18 protein-coding genes are annotated in these 23,087 nt (G+C 53.7%); 7 read left to right on the top strand and 11 right to left on the bottom strand.

Features of this window, described 5'->3' with window-relative positions; translation table 11 throughout:
• Nucleotides 1–54: 54 nt before the first annotated feature.
• Nucleotides 55–8,589, bottom strand: a complete 8,535-nt coding sequence (locus TU92_RS08030; RefSeq protein WP_112166014.1) for a glycoside hydrolase family 94 protein — start codon at nt 8,587–8,589, stop codon at nt 55–57.
• 256 nt (nt 8,590–8,845) lie between these two features.
• Between TU92_RS08030 and lldD the strand changes: the two genes are divergently transcribed.
• A complete protein-coding gene (gene lldD, locus TU92_RS08035) occupies nt 8,846–9,994 on the top strand; it encodes an FMN-dependent L-lactate dehydrogenase LldD (protein ID WP_112166016.1) in 1,149 nt (382 codons plus the stop codon).
• A 131-nt stretch (nt 9,995–10,125) separates the two neighbouring features.
• Here the strand turns inward: lldD and mntP are convergent, their stop codons facing one another.
• A complete protein-coding gene (gene mntP, locus TU92_RS08040) occupies nt 10,126–10,698 on the bottom strand; it encodes a manganese efflux pump MntP (RefSeq protein ID WP_112166018.1) in 573 nt (190 codons plus the stop codon).
• Nucleotides 10,699–11,342: 644 nt separating this feature from the next.
• Here mntP and TU92_RS08045 point away from each other — a divergent pair.
• Both TU92_RS08045 and kup read left to right on the top strand, forming a co-directional pair.
• Nucleotides 11,343–12,407 (top strand): Ig-like domain-containing protein, encoded by a 1,065-nt coding sequence (locus tag TU92_RS08045; RefSeq protein WP_112166020.1) that lies wholly within the window; start codon nt 11,343–11,345, stop codon nt 12,405–12,407.
• 140 nt (nt 12,408–12,547) lie between these two features.
• Complete coding sequence (gene kup / locus TU92_RS08050) at nt 12,548–14,422, top strand: low affinity potassium transporter Kup (protein WP_112166022.1); 1,875 nt, start codon at nt 12,548–12,550, stop codon at nt 14,420–14,422.
• A 49-nt stretch (nt 14,423–14,471) separates the two neighbouring features.
• Here the strand turns inward: kup and TU92_RS08055 are convergent, their stop codons facing one another.
• Nucleotides 14,472–15,194: a hypothetical protein gene (locus TU92_RS08055; protein WP_112166024.1), complete on the bottom strand. Its 723-nt coding sequence runs from the start codon at nt 15,192–15,194 to the stop codon at nt 14,472–14,474.
• A 208-nt stretch (nt 15,195–15,402) separates the two neighbouring features.
• On the opposite strand from TU92_RS08055, the gene TU92_RS08060 reads away from it, so the two are divergent.
• Nucleotides 15,403–16,170, top strand: a complete 768-nt coding sequence (locus TU92_RS08060; RefSeq protein WP_112166026.1) for a basic amino acid ABC transporter substrate-binding protein — start codon at nt 15,403–15,405, stop codon at nt 16,168–16,170.
• 43 nt (nt 16,171–16,213) lie between these two features.
• A complete protein-coding gene (locus TU92_RS08065) occupies nt 16,214–16,978 on the top strand; it encodes an amino acid ABC transporter permease (protein ID WP_112166028.1) in 765 nt (254 codons plus the stop codon).
• A gap of 131 nt (nt 16,979–17,109) precedes the next feature.
• Here TU92_RS08065 and TU92_RS08070 read toward each other — a convergent pair whose 3' ends face one another.
• The 8 genes from TU92_RS08070 to TU92_RS08110 all read right to left on the bottom strand — a co-directional run bounded on the left by TU92_RS08070 (nt 17,110) and on the right by TU92_RS08110 (nt 22,210).
• Nucleotides 17,110–18,234 carry a phage integrase Arm DNA-binding domain-containing protein gene (locus TU92_RS08070; protein WP_112166029.1) on the bottom strand — a complete coding sequence of 375 codons (1,125 nt, stop codon included), beginning with the start codon at nt 18,232–18,234 and terminating at the stop codon, nt 17,110–17,112.
• A complete protein-coding gene (locus tag TU92_RS08075) occupies nt 18,218–18,460 on the bottom strand; it encodes an excisionase (protein ID WP_112166031.1) in 243 nt (80 codons plus the stop codon). Before TU92_RS08075 ends, TU92_RS08070 begins: the two co-directional genes overlap by 17 nt.
• A 43-nt stretch (nt 18,461–18,503) precedes the next feature.
• On the bottom strand, nt 18,504–18,797 hold the full coding sequence (locus TU92_RS08080) for a hypothetical protein (RefSeq protein ID WP_112166033.1): 294 nt from the start codon (nt 18,795–18,797) through the stop codon (nt 18,504–18,506).
• Entirely contained in the window at nt 18,797–19,204 is a 408-nt protein-coding gene (locus tag TU92_RS08085; RefSeq protein WP_112166035.1) for a hypothetical protein, read from the bottom strand. Before TU92_RS08085 ends, TU92_RS08080 begins: the two co-directional genes overlap by 1 nt.
• A complete protein-coding gene (locus tag TU92_RS08090; RefSeq protein WP_112166037.1) occupies nt 19,201–19,686 on the bottom strand; it encodes a hypothetical protein in 486 nt (161 codons plus the stop codon). The genes TU92_RS08085 and TU92_RS08090 overlap by 4 nt, the downstream gene beginning before the upstream one ends.
• On the bottom strand, nt 19,686–20,321 hold the full coding sequence (locus tag TU92_RS08095; protein WP_112166039.1) for a hypothetical protein: 636 nt from the start codon (nt 20,319–20,321) through the stop codon (nt 19,686–19,688). The genes TU92_RS08090 and TU92_RS08095 overlap by 1 nt, the downstream gene beginning before the upstream one ends.
• Entirely contained in the window at nt 20,314–20,610 is a 297-nt protein-coding gene (locus TU92_RS08100) for a DUF4406 domain-containing protein (protein ID WP_112166041.1), read from the bottom strand. The genes TU92_RS08095 and TU92_RS08100 overlap by 8 nt, the downstream gene beginning before the upstream one ends.
• A 931-nt stretch (nt 20,611–21,541) precedes the next feature.
• The gene (locus tag TU92_RS08110; RefSeq protein WP_112166045.1) at nt 21,542–22,210 is read right to left on the bottom strand and encodes a LexA family protein; all 669 of its coding nucleotides are present in this window, start codon (nt 22,208–22,210) and stop codon (nt 21,542–21,544) included.
• A gap of 88 nt (nt 22,211–22,298) precedes the next feature.
• Between TU92_RS08110 and TU92_RS08115 the strand changes: the two genes are divergently transcribed.
• On the top strand, nt 22,299–22,520 hold the full coding sequence (locus TU92_RS08115) for a helix-turn-helix domain-containing protein (RefSeq protein ID WP_167457499.1): 222 nt from the start codon (nt 22,299–22,301) through the stop codon (nt 22,518–22,520).
• Between the two features lie 19 nt (nt 22,521–22,539).
• Nucleotides 22,540–23,046, top strand: a complete 507-nt coding sequence (locus TU92_RS08120; RefSeq protein WP_112166048.1) for a YmfL family putative regulatory protein — start codon at nt 22,540–22,542, stop codon at nt 23,044–23,046.
• The last annotated feature ends 41 nt before the right edge of the window (nt 23,047–23,087 follow it).

Consider the following 23,087-nt stretch of genomic DNA (forward strand, 5'->3'; position numbering starts at 1 on the left):
TGGAAAAAAGAAAAGCCCCGCATTACGGGGCATCCTGAAAACTGACTTCCGCCGTTAACCTCCCAACTCCACCTCCACCCGATGTGCCACCCCGTCGTCCAGCAGAGGGATCCGGTCATTTTCCAGGACATTGCCGTCGAGCAGAACGCGGTATTCGCCTTCGCTACGGCGGACGATTATCTGGTAATAACTGCTGCCTTGTTGGTAGCTGAGCGTGATTTCCGGCCACGCCGCCGGGAGGTGGCTGTGGATGGAGAGCGCGTCGCCGTGGCGAGTGATGCCGAGCAGGGCTTCAGTAATAAGACGGTACGTCCAGCCCGCTGAGCCGGTGTACCAGCTCCAGCCGCCGCGGCCGCTGTGCGGATCCACCGAGTAAATATCGGCGGAAATAACGTAAGGCTCGGCTTTGTAGCGGTTGACGTCCTCGGCGCTGAGGCTGTGATTAATCGGATTGATCATCGACATCAGCTCCCACGCACGTTCGATATTGCCCTGTTTGGCGAAGGCCATCACCGCCCAAATTGCGCCGTGGGTGTACTGCCCGCCGTTTTCGCGCACGCCCGGCAGATAGCCCCGAATATAGCCTGGGTTCGGGCCGTTGCCGTCGAACGGCGGCGTCAGCAGCTTGATTAAGCCAGCATCGTTATCCACCAGCCGCTGATCGACTGAACGCATGGCGCTGGCGGTGCGCTCCGGCGTACCTGCGCCAGAAAGGACTGACCAGCTCTGGGCGATGGCGTCTATCTGACATTCATCGTTGAGATGCGAGCCGAGGGTTTCACCGCTGTCAAAGTAACCGCGCAGATACCAGTCGCCGTCCCACGCGTGATCGTTGAGATTTTGCCTGAGTAACGCAGACTGCTCACGACACAACGTGGCGGTTTCAGCATCCTGCCGCTCTTCGGCCAGTGCGCCGTAGCGTTGCAAAACGTCGTACAGGAAGAAGCCCAGCCAGACGCTTTCACCGCGCCCGCCGAGGCCGACCAGATTCATGCCATCGTTCCAGTCGCCAGCGCCCATCAGCGGCAGTCCGTGTTCACCCATCTTCAGGCCGTATTTCAGAGCGCGAACGCCGTGCTGCCAGAGTGTTTCCTGCGTCGTGCTGACCACCGGTAATTCGTAGACCGATTCTTCGCCTGCGGCCAGCAAGCGCGCTTCGAGATACGGGACCTGCTGTTCAGCGATGTCATGATCGCCGGTCACCGAGATGTAATGGCTGATGGCCAGCGGCAGCCACAGATAATCATCTGAGCAGCGTGTGCGCACACCATTACCGGTTGGCGGATGCCACCAGTGCTGGACGTCGCCCTCAACAAACTGACGCGAAGCACACAACAGGATTTGCTCGCGCATTCTCTGCGGTGCAGCGTGAGTGAGCGCCAGCGTATCCTGCAACTGATCGCGGAATCCGAACGCGCCGCCGGACTGGTAATAGCCGCTGCGCGCAAGGATCCGGCTGGCCAGGGTTTGATAAATCAGCCAGCCGTTGGCGAGCAGGTTGATGGAGGGATCTGGCGTGGTCACCTGAATTTTATCCAGTACCAGATGCCAGTGCTGATGCACGCGATCCAGTTCGGCCTGCGCTTCGCCCTCCTGTAAGAACTGGCGGATCAGCGTTTCGGCGTCATTAACGTTTTGCCCCAGACCCAGCACGAAGGTGAAAGTGCGCTGATCGCCATCGATGAGGGTGGTCGCCGACTGTACTGCGCCGCAGGGATCCATCGCCGCACCGGTTCTGTCCGACAGCCGCTGATTTTTCAGGGCAGCAGGCGAGGCCGGTGAACCGCCGCGACCCAGGAATTCACGGCGATCGCCGCTGACCGAACAATGCGCGCCCGTCACAGCGAAGAAGGCCGTGCGATCCGCCCCGCTGCTGGTGTAGTGATTGGTCGCCAGCACGCCGCAACCCTGAGACACACGCGCCTGCGAAGTGACGATGTGCATGGCGGATTTGGTGCGCAGATCGGCCATCACCCATTCCACATAACCGGTGACCGAGAGCCTGCGCGGACGGCCTGAAAGGTTGGTCAGGGTCAACATAATGAGTTTGACCGGCGCATGTTCGGCGACCAGCACGGTCATCTCGCTAGCGATCCCGCGTTCGGTGTGTTCGAACACGCTGTAGCCGAAGCCATGGCGCGTCACGTAGCCGCCCGCGCCACGTACCGGCAGCGGAGCCGGTGACCATACGCTGCCGGTCTCTTCGTCGCGCAGATAAAACGCTTCGCCTGAGCTGTCGCTGACCGGATCGTTTTCCCATGGCGTTAAGCGGTATTCATGCGCATTTTCATACCAGGTGTATGCCTGACCGCTTTCAGAAATCACGGTACCGAAATCCGCATTCGCCAGCACATTCGACCAGGGCGCGGGGGTATTTTCCCCGTCATTAAGCAGGATCTGGTATTCGCGGCCATCCGGTGAAAAGCCGCCGGTGCCGTTGAAATAGGTCAGATCGCGCGGTTCGGCGGCAACCGGCGTCAGTGTCTCGTCGCTGCGAACCGGCAACAGCGCTGGCAGCGCGACATGTGGCAACTGCATCCGCTGATTGAGCTGATCTGTGAGCGGGCCGTGACGATCGTCTATCACGACACGCGCCACGCTCATCAGCAGCGTGCGGTCATCCTGCGTGATTTGTTCACCGTTGCGGACAAAAATGCCTCCCGGAATATCGGTCTGGCTGGAGCCTGCGCCCGATGCGACTAATCCCAGGATCTGGTTTTGCAGCGCCTGCTGGTAACCGCCCGGATCGTTAGAGAGCAGCACCAAATCGACTTTCAGCCCTTTCAGCCGCCAGTAGTTGTGGGCGCGGATCAGCAGTTTCACCAGATTAATATTCTCGCTGCTGGAGATGGTCAGCAGCACAATCGGCAGATCGCCGGAGAGCGAAAGCCCCCACAGGCCGGACTGTCCGCGCCGGTTATTGATAATGGTTTGTGCTTCGCCGCGCATTTCCTGACTGGCAAACAGCACGGCACCGGCCAGGCGGTTAAACAGCCCGGCGTCATCTTCGGTGGCGTTGAGCTGGCGCAGCACCACCTGACTATGGGACCAGGCGATTTCGAATACCCGATCAGCAATATGGTGGTCGCGGTATTTTTCCAGCAGCGCCAGGCTTTGCAAACGGGTGTCGCCGATGCCGTACACCATATCGATCACTACCGGGACGCCGGGTTTGAGGCGAATGCGCTGGCGGATAGCGAGCACCGGATCGAGAACAGCACCGGCGCTGTTACTGAGTTTGCCGGGTTGTTGCAGTGCCTGCGGATGGGCGGCGGTATTGCCGCGTCCTATAAAGGCGGCGCGATCGGTTTCGAAAGAGGTTTCCCGTTCGACCGGGCCGTGGATCGCCATCATATGGAACATCCACGGGCACTGTTCATCCGGTTCGCGCGGGCGGCGGTGGCAGAGTATGCCTTCCTGCGCCGGGACCAGTTCGGTTTGCACAAATAAATTACTGAACGCCGGATGGCTGGCATCGTTGGCCGCTGGCGCCAGAACCACTTCGGCATAGGTGGTGATTTCCAGCGTGCGCGGACGGCGGCCGTGGTGAGTGACCGTCATGCGGCGGATTTCGACGTCGTCTTCCGGTGACACCACAATGTGCGTATTCATCGTCAGCGAGCCCTGTGTGCGGGTAAATTCCGCACCGGAGTCGGTCAGCACCGCGTGATAAGACCCTTTTTGCTTACCTGCCGGTTGCCAGCTGTTGCTGGACACTTCGCCGGTCGCCGGATCGCTGATATAACAGAAGATGCCGCGATTATCGCGCGTCGCATCTTCCCGCCAGCGGGTGAGCGTGAGGTCTTTCCAGCGGCTGACGCTGCCCCCCGCCTGCGTCACCATCAGATGATAATTCGTATTGGAAAGCAGCTGAACTTCAGGCGACGGGCTGTCCACGTCGACGAATTCACGCAGTTCGACGTTCACTTTTTGCAGTGTGCTGTCGTGAGACTCGAAGTGACGGCGCGGGCTGTAAAGTTCGACCGCATCCGGCACGCGTTCCTGCAATAACAGCCGCGCGGACTGGAATGCCGCATTAGCCGCAAACCGCGCGGGCATCGGTGAGTCCAGCAGCACATTGGCCAGCGCGATGAATCCCATCCCCTGGTGGTGCGCCATGTAAGAGTGCACGACGATATAAATCTGTCCGCGAACCAGCCGTGACGGGCTGTAATCCAGCGCATCGTAGAAGCCGTATTCGCCGCGCGCGCCGCGATTTTCCAGCTCGACCAGATTCAGACAGGCTTCTTGCGGACGGATCATCAGCGCCATCATGGTGGCGTAGGGTGCGACCACCATGTCTTCGCCGAGCCCGCGTTTCAGCCCGAGGCCGGGCACGCCAAACGCGTGATACTGATAATTCTGGTTGATATCGAATGCGGCATACGCTGATTCCGAAATCCCCCACGGGACATTGTTCTCTTTCCCCCAGGCTATCTGCCGGTCAACGGCGGTCTGGCACATTTGCACCAGCAGCGTGTCCGGATAAGCTGGCATCACCAGTTGCGGCATCAGGTACTCAAACATCGACCCGCTCCACGACATCAGCGACGGCTGTTTGTCGATCACGGTGAATAAGCGTCCCAGCGCGAACCAGCTTTTTTGCGGCAGCTGGTTCGTCGCAATGGTCACGTAGTTGGTCAGGCGGATTTCAGATGGCAGCAGATCGTACTTTCCGCTGTCCATCTTGTGCGCGTCGCAGTTGTAACCGACAGTCAGTAAATGCGTGGTGTTGTCGTACAGGAAGCGGAAATCCATGTGCGCGTGTTCATTCAGACGCTGTTCCAGTTCGCCGATAATATCCAGACGCTGACGCGCCAGCCCGATAGCGCGCGATAAACCCGGCGACGTCAGCGCGTCCTGCTGCGCCAGCCAGAGCAGCGTGGGAAGCGGTTCGTCATGGGCTTGCGGGGACAGCCAGCTATAAAATTCATTCCACTCGGCAAGTCCTGCATCCAGCTGCAACGCGAGCTGTTGCAGCCAGCCTTCTGCGGATGAAGAGATCAGTGCCCGCATCGAGCGCAGGCTATCGAAAATGGCCTCGCCTTTTGCGTCAGCCGCCAGTGTCCAGCTCTCGCGAAGTTTGGCCATCGGCGCCGCGCCGTATTTATTTTCGGCCATGTACAGAGTGTCTTCAATGCCGGTCAGCCACTGCGGAATATTCATCGCAGGCTGACGACGCCACAGGTGCAGGCCGGTGCTGAGGGTCAGCAGATGTCCGGCGAGATTGCCGCTGTCGACGCTGGAAATGTAGCGCGGGTTGAGCGGTTCAAGCGTGCGGGTATCGTACCAGTTATAAAGATGGCCACGATAATGCTCGAGTTTATCCAGCGTATCGAGCGTTTGCCCGGTGCGCAGTAACACCTCGCCCTGCGTGAGATAACCGAAATCCCAGGCGGTAATGTTTGCCAGCAGAGAAAGGCCGATATTGGTCGGCGACGTGCGGTGCGCAATCACCGGGTTTGGAATTTCCTGATAATTATCCGGCGGCAGCCAGTTTTCCTGCGCTGTCACAAACGTCTCAAAGAATGACCACGTCTGACGCGCAGCCTGACGCAGGAATATCCGCTGTTCTGCATCCAGATTGGCTGCCGGAGGCGGGGCGGGCTGGCTCAGCCAGCACAGGATGCGCGGGGCGAGGAACCACAAAACGCCAACGGGAAACACCGCCCAGACCAGCGGCGGATTCGTCAGCGCAGGCAGCATCACGACAGCGATCCCCGCCAGCGGGTTCGCCCACATCCGCAGATAGAAATACTCCGGCGAACGCGCGCGGCTTTTACTGCCGACCTTCACGCTAGACCATTCGTGCAGATGACGGTGGCTGATGCCCAGCCGCCACAGCGTCTGCAAAATTGCCTGTACGGAATACACCGCTTCGTGCGGCAGCGTCATTAACGTCACAAAAATGCGTGAAAGGCGGCTGACGGTGGCGGAGGCCACGCTTTTCAGATGCAGGATAAGTTTGCGGCGCGGGCCTTTATTCATCAAATCCAGCACCAGCGCGACCAGCACCGGGAACAGCAGCATTACGGCGATAAACCCAAGCCAGTAAAGCTTGTTGGGCACCAGGCTCACGGTGCAGAAGATGATCACTAAAAACGCAGGCGCGACCAGACTACGGCGCAGGTTATCAAACAATTTCCAGCGCGAGAGAGGGGTCAGCGGATTTGGGCAGCGCTGGCCGTCTTCCTGCCGCACCCGAAAACGCAGCCAGTTCAGTAATTGCCAGTCACCGCGTATCCAGCGGGTTTTACGGGCCACATCCGCCAGATAATGATCGGGATATTGTTCGTACAGCACCACATCGCTGAGCATTCCCGAACGGGCGTAACAGCCTTCCAGCAGATCGTGGCTGAGCACCAGATTTTCCGGGCATGTGTTTTCGTTGGCGCGGATAAACATATCCACGTCGTAAATACCCTTGCCAACAAACGAGCCTTCGCCGAATAAATCCTGATAAATGTCCGATGACATCGACGAATACGGATCGTTACCCGGTACGCTGCTGCACAGGGCGGCATAGCGTCCCTGACCATGAGCGGGAATTTCTTCTGCCAGACGTGGCTGGAGGATCGCGTAACCGGAAACGACCAGATGGCGCTGTTCGTCGTATACCGGATTATTGAGCGGGTGCGCCATCGCGGCCACCAGCTGATGCGCCGTCGCGCGCGGCAGTACGGTATCACTGTCGAGCGTGATGACGTACTTCACCTGCCGCAAATGTGCCTGTGTGCTGCCTTCGATCAGCGAGAAAGGTTCACCCCTTTCACGCAGCCAGTGGTTGAGCGCATTCAGCTTGCCGCGCTTGCGTTCATAACCCATCCACACGCCCTGCGGTGCATTCATTTCACTGTCGCGATGCAACAGGGTGAAACGTGCTCCTTCGGTGGCAGGATAGCGGCGGTTGAGCAGTTGCGTCTGCTGCGCGGCGTAGGCCAGCAGGTCATCGTTGCCCGGATCATGCTGTTCTTTGCTGTCATGGAAATCACTGAGCAACGCGAAATTCAGATGCGGCATGACGTTGCCGAGATAACACACCTCGAGGCTGTTTATCAGCTCGTCGATATTCTTGCGGCTGCCGAGCAGGCAGGGGATGACCACCAGCGTGCTGGCATTTTCGGGAATTCCGCCGGCAAATTCCAGCCGCGGCAAGGGTTGCGGCATACGGCTGCGGGTAGTGATTTCACTGAGCAGATTGAGGGCGAACTGGCTGGCGACTAACACCACCGGCACCAGCATCGCCCACCACAGCCAGTTACTGGCCGGATGACCGGTACGGAACAGCGCATCGGCAGTCACGGCGGTGGTCAGCAACAGCAGGCTGCCGAGCCACGAGAGAAGCGGTGTCTGGCTGAGTTTGGCGCGGGCGCGGATCTGCAACGAATAGCGCACCCCGAGATCTTTTTCGAGTGCCGCGCGGCCTGGGCCGATCAGATAAAAGCCAACGTGCTGCTGCTGATAAGAATCACCGGGCTGTTGCGCCAGCGCCACCGCACGGGCGGCAACGGCGGCTTCGTCATGCGGGGAATTGCGCGAAAGACGTTCGATCTGATGGCGATAATTATCGCGTGTGTCAAAGTGCATCGTGGCGTAAATATCTGCCGGATCGGTGCGCAGGATTTTCTCCACAATGCTGAGATTCTCGGCGAAATCCGCCCAGTCCATTTCAGTCAGCTGGCGTAATCCCATGATGCTGTTACTGACCGTCAGCTGATTGGCCGCCAGCTGCTGATTAAATTTATCGATGACTTCGCGCTGCGTCAGCCCGACCTCACTGAGACGTTGTTCTACCCAGGTCAGCGGCAGTGCCAGCATCGAGCCATGCCCTTGCAGACGGCGAACCAGTTCGGCGACAAATGCGCTGGTGCGCGGCGGATTAGTACGCGCCATGTCGGCAATCACGATGATCTGACTGGCCGGATCGTTCTCAGCGCTATCCAGCAATTTATTGACCCAAAAATCCGCCAGATTGCGTTCTTTCTGGGCATTCGCCACTTCAATACTGACGCGACGCAGGTTTTCAATCAGCGCCAGGCGCAACATCCCCGGAAACGCCCACAGCTCGCCGAGCGTCAGTGGACGGACGCTCTGATAAGTCGAAAGAAAACGGGTCAGCGTTTTGATGTCCCACAGGCCATCACTGTGGCTGACCACTTCGGTGGCGATATCGTAAATGCGTGGGCAAAAATGCGGAGATCCGAGTAAAGGCAGGCCCTTACCAAAATTCTTTGGCAGCAACTGGCGCACGACGCGGATTTGTTCTTCGATCAGATAGTAGTTATCCAGCAGCCACTCACCGGCAGGCGTGATAGTGGCTTTTTCACCGCTGCTTAAAATCAGGCAGCTGCGCGTTAACACCTTCTCGTTGTCGTCGAGGCGTTTGAGTAAATAGTAGGGAAGTTTCTTTTTGGATAATTTATGAGAAAGGGCCAGTTTTCCGCCGTAGCGTTCCATCTGGTCAGCCGAAAAAAGTTCGGCGCGGATCGGCGAGGACTGTGCAAGCGCGCTGGCGCGGTGACGTCGGGTTGCCGGTGATGCAGGTGGTGCTCCTTTACTTTTGAACCAACTGAAGACAGCATTTTTCACGTCAACATTCCTTATGCGGACCCGAGAAGGCAGTTGCCTGAGCTGCGATAAGAGTTCACATAATAAGAAAAGGGGTCAGGGGCAGGGAGGCATTTCGGACAAGACGCCTGATAGCGAGCGTCTCTCCTGAGCTTAGTCTGTTTATGGCGATCTCGTTGGTTTAATTTCCATCACCTTGATTTATCTAAACTACACTTGCTGGGCACGACCTGTACCACTACAACGTTTATCAAAACAACAATAACGAGAAACTACGATGATTATTTCTGCTTCAACGGACTACCGGGCGGCGGCAAAAAGCAAACTTCCGCCGTTTCTATTCCACTACATCGACGGGGGGGCTTACAACGAGCATACCCTGCGGCGCAACACCGCCGATCTGGCCGATATCGCACTGCGCCAGCGCATCCTGAAAAACATGTCGGAATTAAGCCTTGAGACGGAGCTGTTCGGTGAAAAACTGGCGATGCCGGTTATCCTCGCGCCCGTGGGCCTGACCGGCATGTACGCCCGACGTGGCGAAGTGCAGGCTGCCCGCGCCGCTGCGAAAAAAGGCATTCCCTTCACGTTATCTACGGTTTCGGTTTGCCCGATCGAGGAAGTGGCGCCCGCCATCGACCGGCCAATGTGGTTTCAGCTTTATGTCTTAAAAGATCGCGGATTTATGCGCAATGCGCTGGAACGCGCACAGGCTGCGGGTGTGAAAACGCTGGTCTTTACCGTCGATATGCCGGTACCCGGCGCGCGTTATCGCGACGCGCATTCCGGTATGAGCGGTCCGAACGCCGCCGCCCGCCGCATGTTGCAGGCAGTGACGCATCCGCAATGGGCCTGGGACGTCGGCCTGAACGGCAAGCCACATGATCTCGGCAACGTATCAGCGTATCGCGGTAAACCCACGACTCTGGAAGATTATATCGGCTGGCTGGGCGCGAACTTCGACCCCTCTATCTCATGGAAAGACCTCGAGTGGATCCGCGAGTTCTGGAAAGGCCCGATGATCATCAAAGGCATTCTTGACCCGGAAGATGCCAAAGACGCGGTGAAGTTCGGCGCAGACGGTATCGTGGTTTCCAACCACGGTGGTCGCCAGCTCGACGGCGTACTTTCTACCGCGCACGCCTTACCGGCTATCGCTGACGCAGTGAAAGGGGATATCACGATCCTGGCCGATTCCGGCATTCGTACTGGTCTGGACGTGGTACGCATGATCGCGCTGGGCGCTGACAGCGTGTTGCTGGGCCGCGCATTTGTCTACGCACTGGCTGCGGCGGGAGAAGCGGGCGTGATTAATTTGCTGACGCTTATCGAAAAGGAAATGCGGGTGGCGATGACGCTGACCGGTGCGAAATCTATTTCAGAGATCGGCCCGCAGTCGCTGGTGTATGGGCGCGGCGTAAGGTGAAGATTCAATAATGAAAGCAGCGGTTTGTGGGCAAACCGCTGTCATGATGCCGCTTCAACCGTGCCACTTCCGATAACACCACCACCGCAGTGGATGCTGTCTCTTGACCGAACTGCGCCTGTGTCGGGATGTCAGTTCAGCAAACCAAGATGTTCGACGAGGATCGACGAGCCAATACCGATAAGCACTACACCGCCCAGCACTTCGGCCCATTTGCCGATAGCCGCGCCAAGAAAGCGGCCGAGCAGCATGCCTGAAGTGGCCATGATAGTGGTTGCCGCACCAATGGTCAGCGCCATCACCAGAATATTCACCTGAAGGAAGGCAAGACCCACGCCAACGGCCATGGCATCGAGACTGGTGGCAATTGCCGTGGCTACCAGTAACCAAAACCCGTGGCGAAGCGGGACGTCCACCTCTTCAGATGTATCCTTTCTAAATCCTTCCCAAATCATGCGTAAACCCAGCACTAAAAGAAGGATGAACGCGACCCAGTGATCCCACTCCATGATGAATTGCGTCGCAGCAAGACCGATCGCCCATCCGATCACTGGCGTTATGGCTTCAATCACCCCAAAAATAATCCCGGTGCGTATTGCTTCTTTCAGCGGTGGCCGGTGCAGGGCTGCGCCCTTTCCGATAGCCGCCGCGAAGGCATCCATTGACATACCCAGCGCCAGAATAATGACCGTATAAAATTGCATAAAACAGACCAGTCAGACCCTTTGCAAGGCAAAAGGCGGTTTATTAAATGAGGAGCGCAGTTTGCCATAAAATTTTAAATAAAAAAAGCCATAATATTCAATCAGTTATAGTTGGTGCTAAGAAAGTTAGCACAGGCTATATTTGTATGAAAAGGCTTCAATTCAGCAAGGGTATTAGGAGATAACTAGCACAAATATGAGGGATCATAAGAATTTACGCTTTGCGTGGTTTGCGCATTCACTCTGATTTTCGCCAACGTCGTTCTGACAGGTTTTGTGCCAACGCTGATAGTGATGATTTTCTAAAATAACCCTTATCTGGATTTTAAAAGAGTCCAATTTCGGACATGTTAAAATTTTTTAAACAGGCGTATAGTCTCTTTATAGAATTTATTCTACCTGTTGCTATCTGAATTTTTAATTATGTAAAGGTCTATATATGATCTGCGGTCTCTTATTGCCTAAATAATTAATGTCTCTATATCGAATTCAATTATTCAAACACCTGCTTCCCCGCGGGTGGCATTGTAGTATTGGTGTGAATCTATTTAAAATATGAATACTCTTTCAGGTGATGTAAAGAAGAAAACTGAGCGCAGTCACGCTCAGTTTGCCGTCCTGATTTAAAGCCAGGGGCCCTAAACATGGTCAGTTTCATTAAAAAGTCTGGAGCGTTTTTCTTCCTTTCCGTACTGATAAGTACAGTTTGTTATGCGGATACCCTGACAGGGGTAACCGGAATAATTAATGGTACTGCCCCGGTAATTAATAATGCCAATAAAGAACCCGGTAAAATAAATATCAGTAAAAGGAGTCAGTACGACGCCGCTCACCAACTCGATGTGGGAGATGAGGTGCAATTAGCCTGGTTATTAGTGGACAGTGAAGAGGACATTGATGCCACTTTGCCGTCAACAGTATGGACATGTGATCATCCGGAAAAAGGCAGCCGTGTCATCGCTACCGGTACCCAGAATTACACCATCAAAGCTGAGGACATGGGCTGCAATATTGGGGTGAGTTTACAGCCTAAAACCAGCACCGGGACGCCAAGGGAAAACACACTACTCAATATCAGCAAGATCGGTGCTTATGATGACAGTGATAATATTATCGATGCACCGGTGAATCCACATACGCTCAAAATTACCGATTATATTGTCGCACCGGGTACAGATCAGAGCCGGACCGTTCCTGCCTCTACCATGCTACGTACCGGCTGGGATGGCGCGAAAGTACAGCTTGAAACCGACAATCCTGCTGCTGACGTCGAGTGGAAAAGCAGTGACGAAAATATTGCCAGTGTTTCTTCAACGGGCCTGGTGACATTTAAATCAAAAGGCGATGTCGTCTTTACCGCTGACAACAATCTATACAGCACCACTATCCGTTTTAATCCTGACTTGTTCTTTATTTTTGCAACGTGGAACATGGATTGGTATGACGCGAAAACATGGTGTGAAGGTCAGGGGTATAGCATGCCTTCAATCCACCAACTGTCTACTCAAGGGAGTCGCACCATACCGACAGATTCACTCTGGCAGGAATGGGGGGATGTTGCCAAACAAGGTGCGAAACATTCCGGGGTGGTTTTCTGGTCGGCTGACGAGTCTAGCGATAATCATTACCAGTATATGTACATCAGTGATGGTCATGTATCGTCGAATTTCCGGGACGTCTACGAAGGCGTGGCCTGCGTGGTGCAATAATACTCTCTGACCTGATAGAGAGAGCCACGGTAAAATAATCGCGAAAAGCTTCATGGGGCTGTTTAAGGGATAAATACCCGACAGCATCTATACTGCCAGAGTGGGACGACAAGTGTCGTCCCAAAACATGGCGAAGACTCATGAAACAAATACAAAATAAGTCGTCACTTCTCAGTGCGACAGGTGCCTGCATCGGCGTGGTTTATGGTGATATCGGGACCAGCCCGCTCTATACCCTGCGGGAATGTCTGACCGGACAGGCGGGCATCACCCTGACCCAAAGTTCTCTGTTCGGATTTCTGTCGCTCATTTTCTGGCTGCTGATGCTGGTGGTTTCAGTCAAGTACATCATCTTCGTCATGCGCGCAGATAACGACGGTGAAGGGGGAATTCTCACCCTGATGTCGCTGGCCGTGCGTAACCTGAGTCCGCGTTGGGTGCCTGTTATTATGTTTCTCGGGCTGGTCGGTGGCAGTTTCTTTTACGGCGATGGCGTCATCACGCCCGCTATCTCGGTGCTTTCCGCTATTGAAGGTCTGGAGCTCATCGCACCGTCCTTCGACCGCTTTATCATTCCCGCTTCCATCGCCGTGTTAACGCTGCTGTTTTTCATTCAGAAAAATGGCACCGCCACGGTGGGAAAAATCTTCGCGCCGGTCATGGTGGTGTGGTTTATCACGCTGGGAGTGCTGGGCATAGCCGGTATTGTGCGTAACCCGGATGTACTTCAGGCGCTGAACCCTTACTGGGCGGTGCATTTCTTTGTCGAATTCAAAACCGTGTCATTCTTCGCGCTGGGTATGGTGGTGCTGTCGGTCACCGGCGGTGAGGCCCTGTACGCCGATATGGGGCACTTTGGTAAAAAACCGATCCGCATCGCGTGGTTTGCGCTGGTCGGCCCTGCGCTGGTGATGAACTACTTCGGTCAGGGCGCGTTGTTGCTCAGTCATCCCGAAGCCATTCAGAACCCGTTTTTCCTGCTCGCACCCGGCTGGGCGCTGATCCCGTTGCTGGTACTGGCAACGCTGGCGACCGTGATTGCCTCTCAGGCGGTCATTTCCGGCGTTTTCTCCCTGACCCGTCAGGCCGTCCGCTTAGGCTATTTACCCCCGATGCGCATCATCTATACCTCCGATGTCGAATCCGGGCAGATCTACATTCCAGTGGTCAACTGGCTGCTGTACGTCGCGGTGCTGATCGCCATCCTCAGCTTTAAGCACTCAAGCAATCTGGCGTCGGCGTATGGGATTGTGGTCACCGGTACGATGGTTATCACCTCTTTGCTGATCGGCATTGTCATGGTGAAAAATTGGGGATGGAAAACCTGGCTGGGAGGAGCGGTGATGGCGCTGTTGTTGCTGATTGATGTGCCGCTGTTTGCCGCCAATCTGACCAAACTGTTCTCCGGCGGCTGGCTGCCGGTGGCGATCGGCCTGACCATTCTGGTGGTTATGCTGACGTGGAAAACTGAGCGTTCGCGGCTGCTGCGCCGTTTGCGTCAGGATCCCGAAGCGCTGGAATCTCTTATTGTCTCACTTGAAAAAGCACCGCCTAAACGCGTTCCCGGCACCGCCGTGGTGATGTCCCGGGGTCTGTACGAAGTCCCGCTGGTGCTGTTACACAACCTCAAACATAACAAGATTCTGCATGAACGAGTGATTCTGCTGACCATGATCACCACGGACGTACCCTACGTTCATAACGTCCGGCGAGTGACCATCGAGCAGCTCTCACCCACGTTCTGGCGCGTGGTAGCGAGTTATGGCTGGCGCGAAAAACCGAACGTTGAGGATATTCTTTACCGCTGCGGGCTGGAAGGGCTGAAATGCACGATGAACGAGACATCATTCTTTATGTCGCGCGATACCTTCACACTCGGCGAACCGCGTCCGTGGTATTTAAAAGCCCGTGGCAAGCTGTTCCAGGTGTTACAACGCAACTCGCTACGTGCGCCCGAGCAATTTCATATTCCGCCGAACAGGGTGATTGAGCTTGGGGCGGTGGTGAAGTTTTGAGGAATATTACCGCGGGTTCGTTGTGAACCCGCGGTGAGGATATCGAGAACTACGCCTGCGGAGCCTGCGTCAGGTCAGTGACTTCCGGTGTTTTAGACTCTTGCGATGTTTGCGTGGTCTGCGACTGAGTGGTCGGCGTCACTTCAGTGACTTTTGGTGTCGCCGATGTTTCAGTCTGCGTCGGCGGAGTCGTCACGGGTGCTGCGGTTTGTGCCTGCTGCGTGGTAACCGGCGTCGCAGGTGTTGCTGCCTGCGTCGGCTGAGTCGCGTCAGTTGCCACAGGCGTTTCAGCTTGTGTCTGCCCGTCCGCTGCCGGGGTTTCCATTTCAATCTTCGGCAGGGTAGGGATCGGGTCGAGCGGGATGCTTTCTGCCTTAGGTTTCGGGATTGGGGTTTGCGCGCGAACCAGGAACGTCGGTTTGAGATCCGCCACCGAATAAGTCACGTGGCTGATGGCGTCGTTCGAGGTGGTGACGTCAACAGGTGAAATCGTCACGCGTCCAATCAGTGAACGGGCATAGCCACCCACTTTATGCGAGCCTTCCGGCACACGCACTTCGAGGCTTTCGCCGATCCCCAGCGCGCCGGCATCTTTGCCATCAACGGTCACGTAGAGTTTGGTGCCATCATCGGTTTTCGTCGGGATATGCGTTACGGTCACGCGCGTCGAACCGAAATCGAAAGCCGGTGCCTGGTCTGCGGTTTTCGGTTTTGCACATCCTGTCAGTGCAAAAACGGCTGCAACGGCAGCAAGGGTAAAACGATAACGCATAGTTCGGTATCTTCCTTTGAGGGATTTTTGTGATCTGCGTACCAATATACCCGATCTGGCCTGCGAGATGAATGCAGCGGTGGGGAACTCGGAACAATCTTCTTTGCAGCCTGTAACACGCCACACAACTTTAAGTTGAAGCGCTTCGTCAATTTGTGTATTTTTATGCAAATTATATGCATAAAAACACAATCACACAGGAGTGACCATGCTTAAGTCCTTAATCCTCACCGGGTGTCTGCTTTCGTCTTTAATCACATCCGCCTTCGCGGCGCAAACCACTTATGTGGTCGGTTCCGGCGGCACTTACCGACCTTTCGAATACGAAAACAGCCAGAAACAGCTGGAAGGTTTTGATATCGACATTATCAAGGCCATTGCTAAAGCGGAAAATTTTGACATCAAACTGGTCAATACGCCGTGGGAAGGCATCTTTGCGACGCTGAATTCCGGTGATCGCGACATCATCATTTCCGGCATCACCATTACCGACAAGCGTAAAGCGATGGTCGATTTCTCCGCGCCGTATTTCCCGGCTGAGCAGTCCATCGTGGTACCTGAAGCGTCTACCGTGGATTCCGTGGCAGCGCTGAAAGGCCAGAAAGTTGGCGTGGTGAACTCCAGCACCGGCGACATCGTCGTCTCCGACACGCTGGGCAAAAACAGCACCGACATCAAACGTTTTGATAACACACCGCTGATGTTGCAGGAGCTGGCGGAAGACGGCATCGGCGCGGCAGTCGGCGACGTTGGGGTGGTGAAGTACTACATCAAATCCCATCCTGAGAAAGCCCTGAAACTGGTGCCGGACAGCAAGTTCGAGCGTCAGTACTTCGGGATCGCGGTCGCGAAAGACAACACCGAACTGCTGGGCAAAATCAACGCCGGTCTGAAGAAAATCGTGGCTGACGGTACCTATGCAAAAATCTACGCAACATGGTTCGATAACAACGTTCCCACGCTTCCAGCGCAATAATCATCATGACAAGGGGCTATAAAGCCCCTGAACAAGGACAGGTATGACCGGATTTCGCTGGGAGATAATCTCAGAATATGCGCCGCTGTTTGTGCAGGGCGCGATCATGACCATTCAGTGCACCATCATTTGCGTGATTTTAGGAACGTCGTGGGGGCTGCTGCTCGGCCTGGGTCGTATGGCGCGCGCCGACGATGGCCCGTGGAAACATATTCTGCGTTTTGCCGTGCAATGGCCGGTGCGCGTTTATGTCAGCGCCTTTCGCGGCACCCCCTTGTTTGTGCAGATTATGGTGGTCCACTTCGCGCTGGTGCCGCTGTTTATCAATCCGCGCGACGGCATTCTCGTCGCCAACGGCCTGATGTCTTCGGATTTCGCCCGTATGCTGCGCTCTGACTACGGCGCATTTTTATCTTGCGTGGTGGCAATCACCCTGAACGCCGGCGCTTACGTGTCGGAAATTTTCCGCGCAGGTATTCAGTCGATCGACAGCGGGCAAATGGAAGCCTCGCGCGCGCTGGGCATGGGCTGGGGCAAGACGATGCGCAAAGTGATTTTGCCGCAGGCGTTCCGCCGCATTTTGCCGCCGCTGGGCAACAACGCCATCGCGATCGTGAAAGATTCCTCGCTGGCTTCGGCAATCGGTCTGGCCGATCTGGCCTACGCCGCGCGTACCGTTTCGGGCGCTTACGCCACCTACTGGGAACCCTACCTGACGATTTCACTGGTGTACTGGGTGCTGACTTTCCTGCTCTCGCTGCTCGTTCAGCACATGGAAAAGAGATTTGGCAAGAGTGACGCTCGATAAATAAAGCATGGTAAGTGATTGTATATACGCGGCAAAGTAAAGAGTCTTTGCCGCTTTTTAAAACCTGAACTTCGAGCTCCTGCAAAACCCCTGCAAAACTCTTCTGCAATACCGTTCAAAATTTGTACAGATTAAATAGCCAGGGTAACCCATTCCTTCCCTCTGTCATCATTGTACAAATCAGTCATTTTCTGGTTTTTGTGACCCAGTAACTTTTGTGTATCGATGCCCTGTGCGCGATATAGGCGCTCTGATAATGAGCGTTGCTCATGAAACGATGGTGGTGATCCTTCTGACCAGGTCAGGCCGCTATTATCGCGAACTTTTGCGAATGACTTTGTAATTGATGCTGTTGAAACCGCACCACCTCTTTTAGCTTTTCCTTTGGCATGGTGTATATGCAGTAAATAAGGGCTAATTACCAAGTCGCGACAGCGGTTAATAACCTCACGCAATGTAACTCCAACCTGGTCATTGTGAAGCGATAAAGGGAGGGCGAGCCTCATACCGGTTTTGCTTTGCTCTATATGCAGATGGTCATCCCAAACGTCGGTAAATTTCATCCTCGCCAGATCACCAAGCCTTTGGCCGGTCACGATTGCAAGTAACATTGAGTTTTGAACATATACTTGTTCGTGTTGAGCGGCAGAGTAAATGGTTTTCCATTCTTCAAAATTTAAACGTTCTCGTTGTACTGAATTCTTAGTTTGCCTGGTGGCCGCCGCCGGGTTATATCCCGGATCTACTTCCCCTGCGTGCTGCGCTTCTTTATAGACGTCCATCAAAACCGAGCGGACGACTTGCGCCATTCGTCTATGACCTTTTTCTTTGTGCTGATCGATGATCGCCGCTATGTCTTTTGCTCCTACAGCCTTCAATTCCATGTGGCCACATTCACGTCTAAAAATTTCGACCGGCCCCGACTTGTGTTTCAGTGTTTGCTTTTTTATTTCGCCATCAGCAACACGCTCTACCTGTATCTTTAAATAACGATCGAGCCAACTGGTGACGGTTAAAGACATGCCAAATTTCGGACTGACTTTTTCCCTGATGGTGAACATGTGCTTCATTTTCTGTTCGGCAAGACGAGTATTTGCCTCGATCGCTATTTGACGAGCTTCCTCCTCACTATCGCCTAAACCGTGAAACTTACCGGTAACAGGGTGTTTATAACGCCAGTAAACCTTTTTGGTTCTGGCGTCGGTATAGCAAGAAAGGCCGGGGATATTCACGTTATATTTACGTGGACGAGCCATCTTCGAGAATCCTTTTTAAACGCGGATTATCATCCTTCTTGACCACTGGCTTATCAGCCATGCCAATAAAGCGCGCCGACGCCTCCACGCGCCAGCACCGCCCAGCCTTGAAGGGTGGTGGAGATATCATGCCGCTCTTTGCATACTTCATCAGGGTAGGCCTGCTTGGTATTGGATCGGAGAATTCATCCTGAGCCCATGCATCTAACGTTAATGTTCTCGCCATAAATTACCCCACACGTTTAAGTTATAGCCGGCTGCACACCGGCTTACAGATTTGAAAGTTTCTCGATTGCCTTATCGAAAGTTTCCACCGCAACATCCAAATCAGAGGCACTGACCTTTGCTTTAATGGCGCGGACTTCCTCAGGTGATTTTGCGGCGCGGATCTGAGCCATTAAATCCAGAATAAATGATGGCGCAGATTCAGGCGTAACTGCTGGCGCTTCACACGGTCGCAAAACCAAAAGTTCGCTTGCCATGGCTTCAGCTTCTCCCCAGCGCAGAGAAGGGGAGCGATGCGCGATAATTTCCTTCAGACGTTCGTTGGTTAAATTTTTCATTATTCGTTTTCCTTTTTAACGATGCAGTTGCAGTGATGAGCAAAACAATTAGCGAATGCGTCGCGCTGGCTATCATCGATATCGAAATTATCTTCTAACCAGTCACAGAGTTTTTCTTTGCTGATGACAGGCTTTTGCTGGGTGGTGACTGGATTAAGGAATGGAATATCTGACGCTGCCATGCGTGCATCAATGGCTGCGTCAAAGTGGTCTAATCTCAATTCCATTAAATTTTCGGAACTGATAAGGCCGGTTCTTGTTTCGACGTCCCAGCTGTCGCTGTCTTCACCCCAGGAATCTTCATCGCGCAGAAAGCGATATCTGTTAGCGTCACGGATGATGTCAGCATCGATGGACATCGGCACCTGCTCGCCTTTCAGCGCTGCAATATCAGTTTTGTCAGTCATACAGCCTCCCGCCGAGCTTTGCTTGCGCTGAGCGCCTGTTTGTAACTCGCCTTGGCTTCTTTTTTAGTGGAGCACCAAGCTCCAGTAGCACGGCTAGAAGTCATACGAATCTTCCCGCTGTTTGGATACCAGGAGCCATATTCGACTTTCGGCACATCGATACCCAGCCATTCCGCGAATGACTCGCAGACTTCTGACCGCAAATAATCGTCATAGCGAGTGCGTTTCTTTGGGGCTGGCAGTGCAGCAATTGCCAATTCACGGCCAGCCTCAGTGACGTGATAAACGACATCATCTTCTGCGCAGAAAGACGGCGCGGTGCGTGATGACATCAGACCAGCAGCAACCAGAGATTCCAGATCAGCATTGTCACTGTGGCCGCCGCTGGCGAGGAAATAGTTACGGTATGGTTCACGGCGGTTCTCATTGATGCCCAGTGCATGCTGCATGAGTTCGAGCTGATGTTTGGTTGTATCAGTCATTATCTGTGCCCCTCGCATGCCCAGTCCCGGCAGCCGTCAAAGTCATAAGGGTTTTCCTGCCAGCTGATTTTTCCGCAACATGGGCAGTTCCAGCGGGTCTTTCCTGAAGATTTGCGTCGCTTCTGACGTTTAAACCAGTCAGGCTGGCGCAGGCCCGCACCTTGAATCATGGTTCGCCGGTTGAGCAGGTTGATGTTGAACGTCCTGCGCTTCACTGCGTCAGCAGTAGTAAACGGTAACCAGACCAGATTGCTATGTGTAGTGTCAGGCGATTCAGCAAAAATTCTGGCCTTGCTGAAATCATCGGTAGGCAGTAGATCAGACAACCAATACACATCATTCCCGTTCCACCTGCCTTTCACGAAAGCCACGTAACGTTCGCAACCTTCTTCAAGAACGCTTTCACCAGGAATGTGCTGATGATCAACATGCCAAACAGCAGCGGCGTCGATTGCATCAGCTGAAACAGGCAGGTCGATATCACGGCCACGGTTCCAACTGCTTTGAGCCTCTTCGAGTGTGTAAACATGGGCTTTATTGATATCAGAGGCATAACCCTGCCCGTTATGACAGTGGAACGACATGTTGCTGCCGACAGTCTCGCGTAGGCATGCCATATAGAAACGGTCAGCCATGATTTTCAGCCCTCTGTTCGATTACCTCTAACCCCAACTTCAAGGCCAGGGCATGCTCCGCTCTTGCACCTGCGCTGTTCTGCCAGCCGATTAGCAGGTAGATAGCATCTGCGCGCTGAAGCATTGTCAGGCCGACGGCCATGTAATCAGCTTCTGTCAGGCCGTCCGGCAGGATCGCCGGATTAAGCGGGACATGCTTTTCGAATGACAGATTCAACGCAGCCTGGAGGGAAGCAGGGCGGTTAAATTGCGGTAGGCCGGTCATCGGCCCTGCGATGTACACTTTCATGGCTGCATTCCTAAATAAGTGATTGCCATAACCACGCCGAGGATCAGATAGAAAGCGATATCAGTTTTCATGAAATACCCCTTTGGCTGATTTCGGCGTAAGCGAATCCCTTGCCAGTGATGGCAATTAATTTAATTTACTCAGACATAGACAAGGGCTCGTAGCTTCATACTGGTGGGGCCAGCGAACCCTTGTCTATGTCTGCGAAAAAAATTGGCGGTGGTCATGATCAGAACATTATCTTCGCTCCCCCTTGGGTAGGTTGAAGAGTCATGCCACCGCCGAAAGACAACTACACACAGCAATTATCGAGTTCCACGTCGATCTGATAGGGCGGCGGTAATCGAAACCGCAACCGGGCGGGATAGGCCCGGCCATCACCTGATGCTTGCCACAACGTTAAGAGCACTGATTCTGTGGTTCAGAAGTTGATTGTTAGTGAGACGCTCAACAACCAATGCTCTTATCGTTGTGGCAATCCGGCGAAAATCGAGAAACCTGCTACACTAAAACCTGAATAGGAAAATTCTTAATAATTCTTATTAAGTCCCGCACCTATCCCCCGAGTTGTAAAAATGCCTGACATAAAACTCTCTTGTGAGAAATGTACTTCTGAACGTTTTGTTGCCTCTTCCAATTACCCCAGCTCTGACATGGTTTCATCCCTCATCTGTGCCATTTGCCACCACCCAGTAGATGTGAGCTCAGTAGTCACATTTAGGGACACTCCCTATATCGCCTTCGTTCCGCCTCTGCCAGACCACCTCTTCCACCATGTTGAATCCAGCCGCCAAGGTTAAAATTACTCAGACTCGCAATAAGCTGCAGTGCTCTTAACAATGCGTTCCTTACAGGTACATTATGTATCCCTAAGGTACATTGTCAAGGCGAAAAAAAACCTGCCTAGGCAGGTTTCGCAGATATATTATTTCTAGGCTCTATAACGCCTTGGTTTTCCGGAGAAAACTACAGTTCCTATTATTGAACAATTTCCATCAATTTTGATGTATTGTTCAGGCCAGCCTTTATTGAGGGCCTTTAGGTATTTGTGATTACCATCCTCAACCAACCTTTTAAAGGTTGTCTCACCAGAATCCAAAAGCAAGGCAATAACATCATCCCCATGAACTGGGGCTACTTCCGGATCGATGAAAATCATATCGCCTGGTCGATATTCATCGATCATGGAATCGCCAATGACGCGAAGGATATATGTCATGGGGCCGCACGGCACCGGGCAGGGATACGTTTCGGATAAACTCAAATCGACCTCGGAATAACCAATTTCAGTCCAAGCACCTGCCTGAACCCAAGAAATCACAGGAACCAGCTGAATGGTAAGATTGGTATCAGTGACATCTGGAGCTGAAATTATATTTGTAGCCTGATGTTCCTTATCTAACCAACCATCTGGTAAATCAAAGCACTTTTCAATGTGACGTGCCAAATCATCCCCGATTTTCTTCGTGGGATTCTTTCCGATCACTCGGCTGACCTGTGTTGGCTCTCGCTCAATTATCCCCGCAAAGGAAGAATTCCCCCCAGCGCTGTCCCTGAGCTTTCTGGCGTTATCACGCCGTATTTCATCGTTTGTCTTCATACACTCATTAAACTGCGTGTACCTATAGGGTACAAGTATCTTGCGGGTTCATTTAAATAGTGCATAATGTATCTCGGAGGTACATATGATTAAAAACTATTGGGATGCTTTAACAAAACCAGAGCAAAACGCTCTGGCTAAGAAAGTCGGCAGTAGCAGTGGTTATTTGAGATTGGTCTTCAACGGTTACAAAAAAGCGGGATTTGCTCTCGCTCAACGCCTTGAAGAAGAAACCGCCGGTGTTGTTACCAAGAGTCAATTGCGACCTGACATTTATGGGGATGTTAAACCAGAAATCGCAGCGCCATAACTACCGAAGGAAAAGCGAAATGGTAGACCTGAAATCAACAGTAAAAGCGATGTGTAAAGCATACCCCGGTGGGCGCTCTGCAATGGCTGGCGCTTTGGGCATGACTGAAACGCAATTCAACAACAACCTGTACGAAAAGAATGGCTGTCGCTTCTTCGAGGTTGCAGAGCTTGAAGCGATGGAAGACATCAGCGGTGCCAATCACCTGGCTGAGTACTTCGCTCAGCGCCGCGGCGGCTTTTTCGTTGAAATCCCACATCGTGAAGAACTGGACAACGTTGATCTGTTCATCAAGGGGGTAAAGGTTGCGGCTAAGAGCGGGAAGGTTGATCAGCAGATAAATATTTCGATAGCAGACGACGGGGTAATTGATGAAAGCGAGAAGACAGAAATTATGTCGCTTCATCGTAAGCATTTAGCTGCCCGCGATGAGTATGTGAAGTCAGTAGTGGCTTTGCATGAAAAGGTTGACGCCCAGAGTGTGCAGCTCCAGGCGTCGGGCGCATTAAAAACGTGTGTGGAGTAATTAACGCATGAACAGTTTACTCATAAAAGCCGGAGTTCCGC

It is taken from the genome of Rahnella inusitata (assembly GCF_003263515.1).
GTDB classification, from domain to species: Bacteria; Pseudomonadota; Gammaproteobacteria; order Enterobacterales; family Enterobacteriaceae; genus Rahnella; species Rahnella inusitata.